Below are 16,389 nucleotides of genomic sequence, written 5' to 3' on the forward strand. Positions count from 1 at the left end.
CACAAACGCTCGAGGTCGGCTCGATCCGGATCGTCGGACACTCTACTGACGGGCGCCGACACAACGACAAGCGACGCTCCGTTCGGCGACCTGGTTACGGGTGTGTTCGCCGGGACGTGTCAACGCATGACAACCTTGAGGCGTGCTGAGCCCAGGATCTCGCCTCGCGACGTACGAGGTGCGCAAGCGTCTCGCCGTCGGCGGCATGGGCGAGGTGTACCTGTGCCGGCACCGGCTGCTCGATCGGGACGACGCGGTCAAGGTGCTCCGTCCCCACCTCGTCGCCGACCAGGCGTTCCGGCGGCGCTTCCTGCGTGAGGCCCTGTCCGCGGCCCGGCTGCGGCACCCGCACATCGTCACGGTCTACACCGCTGACGAGGTCGATCAGCAGCTCTACCTGGCGATGGAGTACATCCCGGGCGCCGACCTGGCCGCGATACTCGACCGCGAGCAGGTCCTCGAGCCCAAGCGCGCGGTCCGCCTGCTCGACCAGGTCGCCGACGCGCTCGACGCCGCCCACCGGCTCCAGATGACCCACCGCGACGTGAAGCCGAGCAACGTGCTGGTCGAGCGTCCGGGCTCGCCCGACCTCGAACCCGGCGGCCCGCACGGTGGTCCCGAGCACGCCTACCTGGTCGACTTCGGGCTCTCCAAGAGCGCCCAGGCCATGGACCAGGACATCACGATGACCGGTCAGGTCCTCGGCACGGTCGCGTACATCGCGCCCGAGCAGTTGCAGGGCGCGGTCACCGACGGTCGTTGCGACCAGTACTCGCTCGGCTGCATGGCGTTCGAGGTGCTGACCGGCCAACTGCCGTTCCCCCGCGACAACCAGGTCGCGGTCATCACCGCGCACCTCACCGCTCCGCCGCCGTCCGCGGTGGCGCTGCAGCCGTCGTTGCCGCGCGCGGTCGACCGCGTGCTCGGCATGGCGATGGCCAAGACCCCCCAGGAGCGCTTCGGCACCTGCAAGGAGTTCATCGACGCGCTGCGCTCGGCCGTCGAGACCGGCGAGACCACAGTGGTCCAGAAGCCGCCACCGCGGCTCGACCGCCGGACGCCGAGCGGCGCCGAGGCCCGCCAGGAACACGCCTGGGCGAACCCGGCGAACCAGGGCGCGGCGGTCGTCGCGGACGGCGAGTCGCGCCGCTCCCGCCGGTCGGCCGACCGCACTCCTCCCCCGCCGCCGTCGGCTCCGGTCGGCGGCGCCCGCGCGGATGCTCCGGCCGACTCCCCGCTCTCCGCTGACCCGCCGTCGTCGGCTGATCCGCTCGCTCCGGTCGACCACCCTCGGATCGACGCCGATCCGCGCGCCGCCGGAGGCGGGAAACACGCCGAACCCAGCAGCTCGCCGGCCGGCGCCGAGGCCGTCGTCGAGCCGCCCAAGGCGGTCAGTTCCGACCCGGCGGCACCGCCCGGATTCACGCTGCCCGACGACACGCCGTTCGGCCTCGGACACCTGCAGGAGCTGCCGCCGGAACGGGGGGGCAACCCGTACGCGACCTCGCGGCGGCCGACGCCGTCCGGGTCGGCGCAGGTCTCGCCGTCCGGTCAGGCACCGATCTCCGGCGGAGGCTACCGGCCCTATACCGCGACCTACCCGGCCGGTGCGCCGCTGCCGACCGACCCGGCACCGTCCGGCCGCGTGCCCGAGAGCCGGCTGTACCTGGCGGTCGTCGGAGGCCCGGACGCCGGTCGGCTGGTGCCGCTGCCCGACGGCGAGCGGACGGTCTCGATCGGACGGGTGTCGATCGGCGTCACGGTCACCGGCTGGACCGTCCAGATCGCCGGTGACGCCGACACCCAGATCAACGGTGAGCCCCTGCACGGCGTCCGGCAGTTGGCGCCGGGCGACCTGCTCACGGCCGGGCCCGCGCTGATGGAGGTACGGTCCGCCCGGCACCTGGCCCGGCTGGCACCGAACGCACCGCCACCCGACCCGGTGACGCTCGACCGGGTGGCGCGCGACCGGCTGGCCGGCGCGGTGCGCGGGCCGCAACATCCGCAGACGCTGGTGACCCGGATCGGCTGGCTGGCGCGGCGCCCACCGGTGCCGATCGCGGTGCCGGTGGGCAGCGCGGGCGGGATCGCGATCCGGGGGCCGCTACCGGCCGCGGTGCCGCTGGTGCGGTGGATCCTGACCCAGGCCGCGGTGCTGCACGACGCGCGCGACCTGTCGGTGGCGCTCGCGGCCGGGCCGACCGAGGACGAACGCTGGACCTGGGTCGCGTCGCTGCCGCACGCGCGTCCGGCGACGCCGCCGCTGACCGGCACGCACGTCGCGACGACGCGGGACGGCGCGCTCGATCTGACGACCAGGCTGCGTCAGCTGGTCGAGGTGCGGCGGGCGGCGACGGCCGACCCCCGGGCGCGCCAGCTTCTCGCGCTGCCCCGGGTCGTGGCCGTGCTCGACGATCGGCTCGGCGGCGTCGACACGGAGTTCGTGACCGCGGCGGGCGGGAGCCTGGGCGTGCACGTCGTCCGGCTGCTCCCACCGGAGGCCCGGCCCCCGGCGAGTTGCCGTCTCTGCATCGACCTCGACCCGAGCGGCTCGACGCTGACCGTCTGGGTCGCCGGCCGGAACGGCTCCCAGCGCGGAGTGTCCGACGGCGTCAGCGCCGCCTACGTGCGCGAAGTAGCCGACCTCCTCGCCGACGGTTAGCGGCCACCTGAGGGCGGCGCCGGCAGGCGAGCGCGCCTCCTCGAGGCGTCGCGCCCAGGCCGACGGGTGAGGACGTTGCCCTCGCCGTTGCTCTGACCTGGAGCCGCCTGAGGGCGGCGCTGGCAGTCGAGCGCGCCGACGCCGTGGCCCTGGGCCTGCCGCCTCAAGGAGGCGCGCTCGCCTGTCAGCGTCGTTCTCAGGTGGCCGCAACCAAAGAATCCAGGCGTTCGGCTACGGCTAGGGCGCTGGCGGGGCGTTCCGTGCGATCGGCGGCGATGGTCCACCGGACGATGTCGGCGAGTGCGTCGTCGAGGCCGGGCGCGATCGTGGGGGGCGAGGAGAGGACCTTGCGGAGCGCCAGCACCGGATCGTGATCCGGCAGCTCGCCGTGCAGGCCCTGCTGGGTGAGCGCGTAGTGCAGCGTCACACCGAGCGAGTACACGTCGCTGGCGCGCGACGGCGGCTCGCCGTGCAGCACGTCGGGATCGACGAACTCGATCGAGCCGAGCGAACCCATGCCGGTGAGCGTCATGCCGGGCGCCAGCACCTGGGAGAGCCCCAGGTCGGAGAGGCGACCACCCTCGGGGTGCAGCAGCACGTTGCCGGGCTTGATGTCGCGGTGGACGATGCCGGCCTCGTGCAGCGCGTGCGCCGCCCTGGCCGCGTGCGCGACCGCCCGCAGCGTCGCGGACTCGTCGAGCAGATAGGCCGGCTCGGCCAGCGAGCCGTCGGGCAGGTACTCCATCGAGTAGTAGAAGACGCCGCCCTGCTGACCCGCGTCGTAGAGCGTCACCAGGTACTCGGAGCGGACCGCCGCGAACGCGGCCAGCTCACGCGTGGCGCGGCGGAACACCTCCTGCGTCGTCGACCCGGACAGCACCTTGACCGCGACGAGTTCCGCCTCGACCGGCAGGCGGGACGGCGTCTTGGCGAGGAAGAACTCACCGTGGTTGCCGTCGCCCAGCGACCGGACGAACTCGTAATCGGCGATTCCTTCCACGTGCTTCTCCTTCAAGTCCGTTTCCCGACGAACCCTCACGACGGTCGGTCGGCGATGTGAAACTACCGGCCGGAGGCGACTCCCGAGGTCGGCTACCGGACACGGACAGGAGCTACGCCGGTGACAGCGCACGATGCCGGGCTACTGATGCTCGACCTGGCCCTGATACTCGTGCTCGCGCGGGTCGGCGGCTGGTTGGCCCAGAAGGTCGGCCAGCCACCCGTCGTCGGCGAGATCATCGCCGGGATCGCGCTCGGCCCGACGATCATCGGCCCGCACCTGTCGACGGTACTCGTCCCCGTCGACATCCGGATCCCGCTGTCGGCGCTGGCCAACGTCGGTCTGGTGCTGTTCATGTTCATCGTCGGCTACGAGCTGGACCACATGCTGATCCGCGGGCGGGAGCGGATCGCGGTCAGCGTCTCGATCGGATCGATCATCCTGCCGTGTGTGCTGGGGATCGGGCTGGCGTTCTGGCTGGCCTCCCGGCACGGGGTCGCGCCGGACGACCGGCTGCCGTTCGTGCTGTTCCTGGGCGCGGCGATGTCGATCACCGCGTTCCCGGTGCTGGCCCGGATCCTGACCGACCGGGGCATGCAGCGCACCCGGCTCGGTGGCCTGGCGCTGGCCAGCGCCGCCGTCGACGACGTGATCGCCTGGTCCCTGCTGGCCGTGGTGGTGACGGTGGCCGGTAGCTCGGCCGACACGTCGTGGCACACGCTGTTCGTCGTCGTCTACATCCCGTTAATGTTCTTCCTGGTGCGGCCACTGCTGCGGCGGCTGCTCCCGTTGCATTCGCGGGCCGGAGGGCTGACGCCGACCGTGCTGGCGATCGTGCTGGTCGGGCTGATGCTCTCAGCGTTCGCGGCGGAGTGGCTGGGCGTTCACGTGATCTTCGGGGCATTCCTATTCGGAACGGTCATGCCGCGTGAAGGCGGCGAGACGCTGCGTCACGACATCATGGAGAAGCTCGAGCAGGTCAGCGTCCTGCTGCTGCTGCCGGTGTTCTTCTTCACGTCCGGTCTCAAGGTCGACCTGCGCAACATCGGGTTGTCGGGCCTCGGCGAGCTGGCGCTGATCCTGGTGGTCGCGATCGTCGGCAAGTTCGTCGGCGCGTACCTGGGGGCCCGTCTGCAGCGGGTGCCGGACCGGCAGGCGTTCGCGCTGGCCACGCTGATGAACACCCGCGGGCTGACCGAGATCGTGATCCTCACCGTCGGTCTGCAACTCGGCATTCTCGACCAGTCGCTGTTCTCGCTGATGGTGGTGATGGCGGTCGTGACGACCGTGATGGCGGGTCCGATGTTGTCGGCGTTCTACTCGAAGCGGCGAATCGAGCGGGACATCGCCGAGGCCGAGCGGGCCTCGCTGGGGGTCGAGGCCGCACGGAGGGTGTTCGCCGTCGTCGACGATCCGTCATCGCAGACCGCGGACGTCGACCTGGCGGGCGCGCTGGTCGGCGCACGCCGGCCGGCCGAGGTCGTGCTGTCGCGGCTGCTGGCCTATCGCAAGCCCGCGCTGGAGGTCGGCACCGGGCTCTCCGGCGAGCTGGCGGAGATGGCGCGTTCGCTCGAGGAGACCGAGCGGCTGGCGGCCCGGGTCCGGAGGGACGATCTCCCGGTGCCGGTGCTGTCCCGGTTCTCGCACGATCTCGAACGGGATCTGGCGCGGCAGGTCACGGCGTCGGAGCCGGACGTGGTGGTGGTGCGGGCCGGGGCGCACGCGCTGGGTGACGTGGTCACCGGGGAGCTGGTGACAGTGGCGGCCGAGCGGCCTCTGATGCCCTCCGTGGTGGCGGTGCGCTGGGGCACGGATGCGGATTCGGTGGCGGCGCTGCGGGTGGGTGCGCTGATCGCCGCGGCGCGGCGGGTGCCGCTGGTGATCGACGAGGGGGCCGGGCGTCGGGCCGCGGCGGCGGTGGCGGAGCTGGAGCGGCGGGGGTTGAACGTTTCCGTGGGTGCAGTTCCCGCGGGTGCGCTGGTCGTGGCCGGTGGGATCGCGGTCGGCGACGGGGTTCAGGTGGCGGTGCGGGCGGCGCAGGACGCGGACACCGGTCCGATCGCGGACTGGATCGACCTCGTGGGGACCGCGGAGCCGGCCGGGTCTGCGGGGTCGGCCGGGTCTGCGGGGTCGGCCGGGTCTGCGGAGCCGGCGGTGGTTACGGGCTGATCGCGGGTTGTGTCGGCGGGACGCTCTATCGTTCTGGGCATGGCGGAATCGTCGCGAGCACCGTTGTCGGCTCTGCTGCGGCCGGGTGAGCGGCTCGGTTGGGTGTTCCGCGACCGGAACCTGTTCCGCCGCCCGTTCGGGCAGCCGCCCCCGACGCTCACCGAGGTGCCGGCCGACGTCGTGACCAGGGCCAGGGCCGCGAACCCGCATCTCGTCCGCAACATCGCGATCGCGGTGCCCGCCGCGCTGATCGTCAGCTTCGTGGTGGTCTGCGGGCTCGCGATCGCCAGCGGGGGCGACGGCGGCGGCAAGATCTTCCTGCTCATGCTGGTGGTCGTCGCGCTCGTGTTCGGGCTGGCCGGCGCCGCGGTCTGGCTGAGCGCGCAGAGTGCCCGCAGCGCCGCGAACCGTCCGAACGCGATGGCCGCCGAGCAGCGCGCCCGTTACGACCGCGAGCTGGCCGACTGGCACGCCCGCAAGGCCCAGTTCGAGCAGCAGGAGCAGCAGCGCAGCGAGCAGCTCCCGGAGTGGTCGCCCGCCGTACCGCCGCCGCACACCCGCCGCATCGACGTCGTCGGCGGCACGCTCTGGGGCTGGGAGGGGCTGCTCACGGTCTTCGGCTCGTCCACTCTGGCCGGCGGCGGCCAGCTCACCGTGCTCGACCTGACCGGCGAGGGTGTCGTCCGCGAACTGGCCGAGGTCGCCGGTGAGGCCGGTCTCTCCACCGATGTGCAGCTGTTCCCCGCCGATCTGGCCTCCGCCGACGTGCTCTCCGGTCTCGACGAGCGTCAGTTCGTCGACGTGCTCGTCGAGGCCGTCCACGGTGGAGAGGGCGGCGACCGGTTCGAGCGTTCGTCCGACGACCGGGTGCTCGGTGCGGTGTGCGCGGTGCTGGCGCCGGGCGGGCTGACGGTGGGGCGGGTGCTGGCCGCTCTGCGTCTGCTGCTCGGTGAGCCCGCCGGTGACGCCGAGCCGCTCACCGACGACGAGAGCCGCCGGATCTCCGACGAGCTGTTCTCGGTGTCGTACCGGCAAGAGATCGGGCCGCGGTTGCGGCAGCTCGAGTCGCTGCTGTTCCCGCTGGCGCCGCTGGGTAGCGCTGCCCAGCCGCGTCCGGCGGCCCAGCTGTCCTGCGTCGCGACGCTCAGCACCGGCAGTACCGCGCGCGACGAGGTGCTCGGCGACCTGATCGTCCAGCGCCTCACCCGGGGCGCGGCCGCGGGCGAGGCCGGCGGCACTCCGCGGACGATCGTCGTGGTCGGGGCCGACGAGATCGCGCGCAGGCACCTCGAGCGGCTGTCCGACGTCTGCGAGCGGCGCGGCATCCGGCTGGTCTACCTGTTCCGGCACCTGCGCGGTACGTCGCTACAGGTGCTCGGCGCCGGTGCGGTCGGCGTGATGCGGCTCGGCAATCACCAGGAGGCGAACGAGGCCGCCGAGTTCATCGGGCGTCAGCAGCGGTTCGTGCTGAGCCGGTTGACCCGCCAGCTCGGCGGGGCGGAGACGCACACGACCGGCGAGTCCGAGACGCAGACCAGGGCGAGCCGGCCGATGCCGTCGGTGCGCCGGCCGTGGCAGGCGCTGTCGGGGTTGGTGGGCAACTCGTCGCGGTCGTGGCGGACGACCGAGGGGCATGCCGAGGGCACGAACTGGAACAACGCCGAGACCTACGAGCGGGCCGCCGAGTTCACGGTCGAGCCCCGGACGCTCCAGGGTCTGCCCGACTACGCAATGCTGCTGGTGACGGCCGGTCAGCACGGGCCGAGCGTGACCGCGATCGAGTGCAACCCCGATATCGTCTCGCTGCCGAGGGTGGCGGCGGAGCCTCTGCCGCCGATCTCGACGGCACCCCCGGCCGCGCTGCCGCGTCCGAACCCGGACCAGCGACCGCGCTGATCGCCGGCCTCGCGGGCCCGACAGCCGTCCGCGAGCGCCGCCACACGGTCGCGAAACCGACCTTCCCGATCCAAGGCCCAGCGCGACCCGACGCGGGCGGGGGCGGTCCAGCGGGCTTACGGGCTGGCCGGCGCCGTCGGCCGACCGGGCCGGCTCTGGCGGCTGGAGCGCAGCCCAGCTGCGCGAGACACGGCCGGGGACCGCCGCAGCGGGTCTGGGCGGCGCAGCCCTCGGACACGATCGCGCCGCTGACGCGGGTGCGCCACGGACTCGACGTATTCGCCGAGTCGGCGGCGCACCCGCGTCAGGGGTTGCGGTGGGACTCGTAGCGGAAGCCTCGGCGTCCGAAGACGACTCGGGTGCCCGGCGTCAGCGTCACCTTGGTGTGCGGGTCCAGGCGGGTCCAGGACTCGCTGTTCGGTGGCGCGATGTGCGTCCCGTTGGCGGAGGCCAGGTCGATGACGTTGACGTCCCAGCCGTCGAGTTCGATCCTCGCGTGGATCCGGGAGACCACGCCCTTGGCATCGTCGATCCGCAGCGCGCGCGCCTTGCCCTGGAGGACGGCTTCGTCCCGTTCGGGCTCGCGGCCGACGACGTAGTCGGTGTCGAGCCGGAACGTCGCACCGTCGTCGAGGACCAACAACCCCAGCGGGGGACGCGGACCGGTGCGGGAGACGTGCGTGAGCTGCGCCATCGAAATGCCGCAGACCGCGCAGTACGGAACCCTGGGGTCGTTGAAGTGGTCGTTCTTGCAGTAGATGCCCAGCACTATCGGGCGGGCGTCCGCTTCCTCGGCGCCGTCGGCGGGGACCGGCCCCGGCGGCGGCTGGACGTCGGCCGGGGGCAGCGGGCCGGACGTCTGCGACGGCTCGGCCTCCTCGCCGATGAGGAGCACGGCCTCGAAGGGTGCGCCCGGGTCGAAACCGGCGGATTGCGGCGCCGCGGGCGGTGCGGACGACGGCTGCAGGGCCGGGTCGGGAACCGGCTGGTCGGGCAGCACCGGTGACGGTCCGGTCGGCGAGTACGCGGCGGGCGGGGCGTCGAACGCGCCCGGTCCGCCGTAACCCGAATCGCCGAACGGCGCGGGCGGCGCGGAGGAAGGCGCCGCCGGGGCGCCGTAGGGCCCACCGAACGGTGCCGGAGGTGCCGACGAGTCGCCGAACGAGCCGCGCTCTCCGTACGGCGCTGGCGGCGCGGACGACGGGGACGCCTCCCCGTAGGGCGCGGGCGGGGGTGAGTCCCCGAACGGCGGAGGCGGAGGCGGCGCGTCCCCGTAGGGCGCCGGGGGCGGCCCCGAGTCACCGAACGGCGGAGGCGGAGGCACGTCACCGTACGGCGGCGGAGGCGGAGGCGAGTCACCGAACGGCCGAGGCGCAGGCACGTCGCCATACGGCGGCGGAGGCGGCGGCGCCGAGTCACCGAACGGCGGAGGCGGGGGCCCGTCTCCGTACGGCGGCGGAGGCGGCGCGTCACCGTACGGCGGCGGAGGTGCCTCGCCGAACGGGCGCGGAGGCGCGGCGTCCTCGAACGGGGCGGACGCACTGCCGAACGGCGCCTGGTCGTCGCGGGAATCCGCGGACGGTTCGTCGGCCGGCGGCAGCAGCGGGGCCGAGCCCGCGGGCGGGCTCGAGAACGAAGCCGGCGGCTCGTAGCCGCTTCGCGACACCGACGCGGCGCCGCGCGGGGGAACCACGTCCGGCTCCGATCGCTCGCTTCGGAGCGACGCCGGGGTCGGCGTGAACTCCGAGTCACCGTCGAACGGCGTGAACGCCTCGGTCCGCTGCAGAATCTCCTCGTCGTCGTCCACGGAATCCACCGAGTCCACCGAGTCGACAGACCGAACAGACTCCACGGACCCGCCCGACAGCGCCGATCCCACCGTCGAAGCGACACCCGTCCCGGTCTCCGAAGGCGCCGAACGTCCCGAAGGCCCCGACACCGAAGACGGCTCGACCCCCGAAGACGCACCCCCCGAAGACGTGCTCCCAGAAGACCCGGCCCCAGCCGAGTCCGGCACAGCCACCCGAGGCCCGGACCCCACAGCCGGCGCAACCGCTGCAACCGAGCCCGGCGCGGCCGCCGGGGCCACCCCCGACGGCGGGCCGAACACGAAGCCACCCGCCCTCACCACGCCCGCATCGAGCCGCGACCAGGGATCCGCCGCCGACCCGTCCAGCGAATCCAGTGCGCCCCGGATCACCCGGGCCGGCGCCGGAATCATCCGGTCGACCCACGTCAGCGCGTCCCGCCCGTCCAGCACGATCTCGCCGTCATCGGTGGAGACCGAGACCTGCGCGTCGCCGTGCACGATCACCGCGACGCCGTCGCCGACCGGACCGAACGCCGCCAGCGCCGGGAACTCGTCCGCCGCCGAGATCAACAACGAAGCCAGCCGTCGGCCGAGGCGACGCCCGTCACCCGAGGCCGATCCCGCCGCCGACGCGATGGCATCGAGAACCGACGTCGTCCGCTCGTCGTCGCCCTCGGGCGCCGCGTAGAGCAGCACGAGATCGCCGTACCGGGCCAGCAGACCGGAGCCGGCGACCGGCGCAAGCGTCCGTTCGTCCGGCTTCTCATCGTTGTTTCCTGTGGTCACACGAACCTCCCACCCCGGAACCGCCAGTGGATCGAGAACACCCTCATCGGGCCGTTCGCGAAGACCCAGACTGCCATCCACACCAGGATGAAGAGAATCCAGTACGAAAGTGACTGCAATCCGGTGAGCCCGTCGATCCCCGGGACGACGCCGGCCAGCAGCAACGCCCAGACCAGCAAACCCTCGTTGAGGAACGTGAGCAAGCCGAACAGCGTCGGCCAGTCCTTCTCCCACCGCCACTGCATCAGCAGGTGGTACAGCAGCTCCCAGAGCACACCGACCACGGCGACCGTCACGATCACGGTGTACGCGATTCGGTACTTAGCTCCGAAACCCACACCAAGCGGCAAAAATGGCGTCACGACCAGCGCCACCAAGCCGCCCAGGACCAGCGTGAACACGATCCTCGACTGAATCCGACCCCACAGCGTGGGCAACATTGAACGATCCCCTCAGATCTGCTTGTTCCGTGCCCACTTGAGCCACTGGCTCACCGACCGGATCGGCCCGATCCGCCGGGCGAACCCACGGCGGGCCAGGTCGTCCGCGATCTCCTGCGCCGCCACCTGCAGTCCGAGGAACGTGTCGACACCCGGGAAGTACCCGCCCAGGGTCGGCGAACCCGACGCGTACATCCGGCCCTCGCCGTTCGCGGTGCCCCGGAGCTCGAACGTCCGCTCGACGTCGAGCCGCCCGACCGGGTTGCGCCCGACGCCGCTGTGGTCCATGAGGTCGGCCAGCAGCCGGTGCTCACGGATGTCGGCCTGCAGACCGGTGCAGTCGATGATGAAGTCGGCCGGGATCTCGCTGACCTGCCCGTCACCGAGCTTCACCCGGCTGACCGTCCGGCCGTCCGCACCGATCGTCACGGCCTCGGCCGTGCCCTCCAGCGTGTGGTACCAGTTCCCGGTCCGGCCAGCGTTCATCTGCGCCTGCCAACGCCGGCGCCACGGGGTGTTCGTACCGCCCATGTCCTTGTACGCCTGGGCCCGCTCCGGGCCTTCGAGCTTGCGCACCCGGGCCTTGAGCTGACCGCCCCAGACCGACTTCGGGTAGTTGAAGCCCTGGTAGGCGAAGCCGTTGCCGCCTTTCCGGCGCAACCAGGCCCCCTTGCCGTGCGAACCGCGCACGTACGTCCGGAACAGGTGGACGATCTGCGTCTGCAGGCCGTACTTCTCCCGGTCGTCCATCAACCGCTGCAATACCCGCGAGGCGACGATGCCACCGCCGCGGACCAGCACGGTGCCCGGCCGGGACCGCAGGAACGTGTAGATGTGCTCGTGGTCCTCGTACGCGTTGACCACGTGGTGGAAGTCCTGGTGCTGCGTCCGGAACTCCTGCAGCTCGGGCAGGAACTTCAGGCCCGGGTACCCGATGCCGACGTGGACGTACTGCGAGCGGTACGCCACCCGCTTGGTCGGCGCGGCGCCGTCGGGTGGCGTCAGAATCGTGAAGTAGCCGCCACCGTGACGGCGGCGCACCATCCGTACCTGGCCCTTGACCAGCATCTCCCACCAGCGGATGCGCTTGGCCTCACGCTCGAGGTTCTCGAACACCATCCCGGCGCGCGGCGTGTAGTAGTCCGCGAACAACGGCTCGACCAGCACCTGCCAGAGCGCGGCCGGCGACTTGTCCTTGACCGCCTCCTCGACGGCGTAGGACGGGAAACCCCAGATGTTGTCCGGCCGCGACGCCGAGTCCGACCGGATCCGCTCCGACCGCGGGATCTGCGAGACCCGGGTCAGGTACTCGTAGGTCTTCCAGGGGGTGTCGATGTTCGACAGGATCCGGATCTGGTCGGTCGGGACGCCCGCGATCCGCAGGTAGTCCACGGTCACGAACGATCCGATACCACCACCGATCGTCACGAACGGGATGTCGACGATCGGGATGCCGGCCGCCGCCACCATCTGGTCCGACCAGATGCTGGTCTGGAGTAACTCCGGCGTGAGGTCACCGCCACCGGCCGGAGCCGACGCCGGATACGAGGCCTGGTGCTGATGCTGAGGTGGCGCGGTCGGGTACACCGCCGTCGGGGGAGCCGCCGGACGCTGGCCGGGCGCGCCGCCGCCGGGAGGGCCGGCCGCGAACCCGGGCCCCGTACCGGGCGTCTGACCGGGATACGGACTGGTCATGACCCTCACCATCTGCTCGCAACGACAAGAACCGCAGCGGACTCCTGCCCACTGCGGTCGGAACGCTAGGCGAGCCCGCAGCCCGCCCCCTCTGCTCTGACGCCTATACGACTAGTGGAGCGCCCGACGCACGAATGCGCCGGGCACGCCCCGAGACGGTACCGGGACTAGACCTTCGCAGGATCCGGAACCATCGCGTCGATGAAGTCGGAAGCCCAGTCCAGGAGGGTTGTATCGCGCAACGGCTGACCGCCCACCCGGGCCGTCGACGGCCGCGGCACCAGCACCACGTCCACCGCCTGCTTGTACATCGCGCCCGGGTACAACCGCTGCAGCCGCATGACCTTCGACTCCGGCAGACGAAGCGGCGCGAACCGGATCTGCTTGCCCTGCAGAGAAACCTCGGTCACCCCGGACGACCGCGCCTTCACCCGGAACGACGCCACCGCGAACAGGTTCTCCACCGCCTCGGGCGGGTTGCCGTACCGGTCGCGGATCTCCTCCCGCACCGCCGCCAGCTCCGCCGGCGTCGTGACCCCGGCCAGCTTCCGGTACGCCTCCAGCCGCAGCCGCTCCCCCGGGATGTAGTCGTGGGGCAGGTGGGCGTCGACCGGCAGATCGACCTTGACCTCGGACTCGATCTCGGACTTCTCGCCCTTGTACTCGGCCACGGCCTCGCCGACCAGCCGGACGTACAGGTCGAAACCGACGTTCGCGATGTGCCCGGACTGTTCGCCGCCGAGCAGGTTGCCCGACCCGCGGATCTCCAGGTCTTTCATCGCGACCGCCATACCGGCCCCGAGGTCGGAGTTCTGCGCGATCGTCGCGAGCCGGTCGTGCGCGGTCTCGGTCAGCGGACGCTCCGGCGGGTACAGGAAGTACGCGTACGCACGCTCGCGCCCACGGCCCACCCGGCCCCGGATCTGGTGCAGCTGCGAGAGCCCGAGCACGTCGGCCCGCTCGACGATCAGCGTGTTCGCGTTCGGGATGTCGAGACCGGACTCGACGATCGTGGTCGAGACCAGGACGTCGTACTCCTTCTCGTCGAACCCGAGCATCACGCGTTCCAGCGCGTCCTCGTTCATCTGGCCGTGCGCCACCGCGACCCGGGCCTCGGGCACCTGCGAGCGCAGCCTGGCCGCCGCCCGCTCGATCGACTCGACCCGGTTGTGCAGGTAGAACACCTGGCCCTCACGGAGCAGTTCGCGACGCACCGCGGCCCCGATCTGCTTCTCCTCGTACGGGCCGACGAACGTCAGCACCGGGTGCCGCTCCTCCGGCGGCGTGAGGATCGTCGACATCTCGCGGATGCCGGTCAGCGACATCTCCAGCGTCCGCGGGATCGGCGTCGCCGACATCGTCAGCACGTCGACGGCCGTCCGCATCTGCTTGAGCTGTTCCTTGTGCTCGACGCCGAAGCGCTGCTCCTCGTCGACGATCACCAGACCCAGGTTCTTGAACCGGGTGGACGCCTGCAGCAGCCGGTGCGTACCGACCACGATGTCGACCTCACCGGACGCCAGCTTCGCGACGGTCTCGGCCGCCTCGGCGTCGGTCTGGAAGCGCGAGAGCTGCGCGACGACGACCGGGAACTGCGCCATCCGCTCGGAGAACGTCAGGAAGTGCTGCTTGGCCAGGATCGTCGTGGGCACCAGCACGGCGACCTGCATGCCGTCCTGCACGGCCTTGAACGCCGCCCGCACCGCGATCTCGGTCTTGCCGTAACCGACGTCGCCGCAGATCACCCGGTCCATCGGGTAGGGCTTCTCCATGTCGGACTTGACCTCGTTGATCGCGACCAGCTGGTCGGGCGTCTCCACATAGGGGAACGCGTCTTCCAGCTCGCGCTGCCACGGGGTGTCGGCCGCGAACGCGTGCCCCTTCGTGCTGGTGCGGGCCGCGTAGAGCCGGATCAGCTCACCGGCGATCTCCTTGACCGCCTTGCGGGCCCGGCCCTTGGCCTTCTGCCAGTCGGCGCCGCCCATCTTGTGCAGCGCCGGCGACTCACCGCCGACGTACCGGGTGAGCTGCTCCAGCGAGTCGGTCGGCACGAACAGCCGGTCGCCCGGCTGGCCGCGCTTGCTCGGCGCGTACTCCAGCACCAGGTACTCGCGCTCGCCGCCGTTGATCGTCCGCTTGATCATCTCGACGTAGCGGCCGACGCCGTGCTGCTCGTGCACCACGAAGTCGCCCGGCTGCAGTTGCAGCGGGTCGACCGCGTTGCGCCGCCGCGACGGCATGCGCCCGCGCTCGCGCCCGGAACCGGCCCTCGCGCCGGTCAGGTCGGACTCGGTGAAGACCAGCAGCTTCGCACTCTCGAGCACGAACCCACCGGCGAGCTGGCCGGTGGTCACCAGCACCGAGCGCGCCTCCGGCTCGGACTCGACGTCGGCCACCAGTTGCGCGCCGACCTCGGCCTCGCGGAGCGTCTCGGCCGCCCGCTGCGCGGACCCCGGCCCCTCGAACACCAGCACCGTGCGCCAGCCCTCGGCCGCGCGCCTGCGCACCTCTTCGGTGGCCCGCCGGCTGTCTCCGCGGAACGCGTCGACCGGCTTCGCGTCGAGCGCCAACCACTCGCGGGCTGCGCCCGGATCGTCGACCGTCGGGATCCGTACGTCGAGCGCGTCGTCCTCGAACTCCGATTCGGACGCCACGGGAGCCGCCGACGTGCCGAACGGCGCCACCGTCCACCAGGGCAGGCCCCGGCCGGTCGCGGCCGAGCGCACGTCGGCGAGGCTGCGGAACGCCGCCGCACCGAGATCGATCGGGGCCTCGCCGCCACCGGCCGCCGCGGCCCAGGACGCGGCCAGGAACTCCGCGCTGGTCGCGACCAGGTCGCGGGCCCTGGCCCGGATGCGCTCGGGGTCGCAGAGCAGCACGTGGGTGCCGGCCGGCACCGCCTGCACCAGCAGTTCGAGCTTGCCCGAGCCTTCCAGCAGCGCCGGGGTCAGCGACTCCATGCCCTCGACCGGGATGCCGTCGGACACCTTGTCGAGCATCTCGGCCAGCGCCGGGTGATCCTTCGCCAGCTGGGCCGCCCGGTCGCGCACCTCGGGCGTGAGCAGCAGCTCACGACAGGGCGGCGCCCAGAGCCCGTGGGTGGCGATCTCCAGCGAGCGCTGGTCGGCCACCGCGAAGTACCGGACCTCTTCGACCTCGTCGCCCCAGAACTCGACCCGGACCGGGTGCTCCTCGGTCGGCGGGAACACGTCGAGGATGCCGCCGCGGACCGCGAACTCACCCCGCTTCTCGACCAGGTCGACGCGGGCGTACGCGATGCCGACCAGCCGCTCGACCACTTCGTCCAGCGGAGCGGTGTCGCCGGTCTGCAGGCCGACCGGCTCCAGGTCGCCCAGGCCGGCCAGCTGCGGCTGCAGGACGCTGCGGACCGGAGCGACGACGACGTCGAGCGGGCCGGTGGTCGGGTCGTCGGACGACGGGTGCGCCAGCCGGCGCAGCACCGCGAGCCGGCGGCCGATCGTGTCGGCCCGCGGCGACAACTTCTCGTGCGGCAACGTCTCCCAGGCCGGGTAGACCGCGACGCGGTCGGGCGGCAGCAGGCAGGTGAGGGCCGCGGCCAGATCGTCGGCCTCGCGGCCGGTCGCGGTGACGGCCAGCACCGGCCCGCCACCGGTGCGCGCGCCGGCGAGCGTCGCGACCACGAACGGACGCAACGATTCGGGGGCGGTGAGGTCGAGTTCGCCGGCATCCGGCCCGGACGCGCGGCGCCCGGCCTCGACGAGAGCGGGGTCCGTACGGGCAGCGGCGAGCAGACCACTGAGGCTCATGCAATGCCTTCCACTTGCTAATAGACAGCACGAAACCCCCGATCGGTGGATCGGGAGGCGTGCCGTGCATCTCCAAGCCTACGCCGAGCCTCTGACAAAACGGATGGCCGCGGGCGGCCGCACCACCTGTGACCGCCACCTGT

At 72.1% G+C, this 16,389-nt stretch carries 8 protein-coding genes; 3 read left to right on the forward strand and 5 right to left on the reverse strand.

The features are described 5' to 3' along the window. Window positions 1–142: 142 nt before the first annotated feature. Window positions 143–2,662 (forward strand): protein kinase, encoded by a 2,520-nt coding sequence (locus tag ACIBZJ_RS16395; protein WP_395930143.1) that lies wholly within the window; start codon window positions 143–145, stop codon window positions 2,660–2,662. A 196-nt stretch (window positions 2,663–2,858) separates the two neighbouring features. Here ACIBZJ_RS16395 and ACIBZJ_RS16400 read toward each other — a convergent pair whose 3' ends face one another. After that, the gene (locus ACIBZJ_RS16400; protein ID WP_395930145.1) at window positions 2,859–3,662 is read right to left on the reverse strand and encodes a serine/threonine-protein kinase; all 804 of its coding nucleotides are present in this window, start codon (window positions 3,660–3,662) and stop codon (window positions 2,859–2,861) included. A 120-nt stretch (window positions 3,663–3,782) separates the two neighbouring features. Here ACIBZJ_RS16400 and ACIBZJ_RS16405 point away from each other — a divergent pair, with 120 nt between their 5' ends. Then, window positions 3,783–5,831 (forward strand): cation:proton antiporter, encoded by a 2,049-nt coding sequence (locus ACIBZJ_RS16405; protein ID WP_395930147.1) that lies wholly within the window; start codon window positions 3,783–3,785, stop codon window positions 5,829–5,831. A gap of 39 nt (window positions 5,832–5,870) precedes the next feature. Next, window positions 5,871–7,727: a hypothetical protein gene (locus tag ACIBZJ_RS16410; protein ID WP_395930149.1), complete on the forward strand. Its 1,857-nt coding sequence runs from the start codon at window positions 5,871–5,873 to the stop codon at window positions 7,725–7,727. Window positions 7,728–8,031: 304 nt separating this feature from the next. On the opposite strand, the gene ACIBZJ_RS16415 is transcribed toward ACIBZJ_RS16410, so the two are convergent. The 4 genes from ACIBZJ_RS16415 to mfd all read right to left on the reverse strand — a co-directional run bounded on the left by ACIBZJ_RS16415 (window position 8,032) and on the right by mfd (window position 16,246). Beyond that, entirely contained in the window at window positions 8,032–10,323 is a 2,292-nt protein-coding gene (locus ACIBZJ_RS16415) for an FHA domain-containing protein (protein ID WP_395930151.1), read from the reverse strand. Next, window positions 10,320–10,724, reverse strand: coding sequence for a hypothetical protein (locus tag ACIBZJ_RS16420; RefSeq protein ID WP_395930153.1), 405 nt, complete (start codon window positions 10,722–10,724; stop codon window positions 10,320–10,322). The genes ACIBZJ_RS16415 and ACIBZJ_RS16420 overlap by 4 nt, the downstream gene beginning before the upstream one ends. Window positions 10,725–10,775: 51 nt before the next feature. Next, window positions 10,776–12,458, reverse strand: a complete 1,683-nt coding sequence (locus tag ACIBZJ_RS16425) for a hypothetical protein (RefSeq protein WP_395930155.1) — start codon at window positions 12,456–12,458, stop codon at window positions 10,776–10,778. A gap of 167 nt (window positions 12,459–12,625) precedes the next feature. Beyond that, a complete protein-coding gene (gene mfd, locus ACIBZJ_RS16430; RefSeq protein ID WP_395930157.1) occupies window positions 12,626–16,246 on the reverse strand; it encodes a transcription-repair coupling factor in 3,621 nt (1,206 codons plus the stop codon). Window positions 16,247–16,389 lie beyond the last annotated feature (143 nt).

It is taken from the genome of Cryptosporangium sp. NPDC051539, assembly GCF_044454545.1.
Classification (GTDB): Bacteria; Actinomycetota; Actinomycetes; order Mycobacteriales; family Cryptosporangiaceae; genus Cryptosporangium.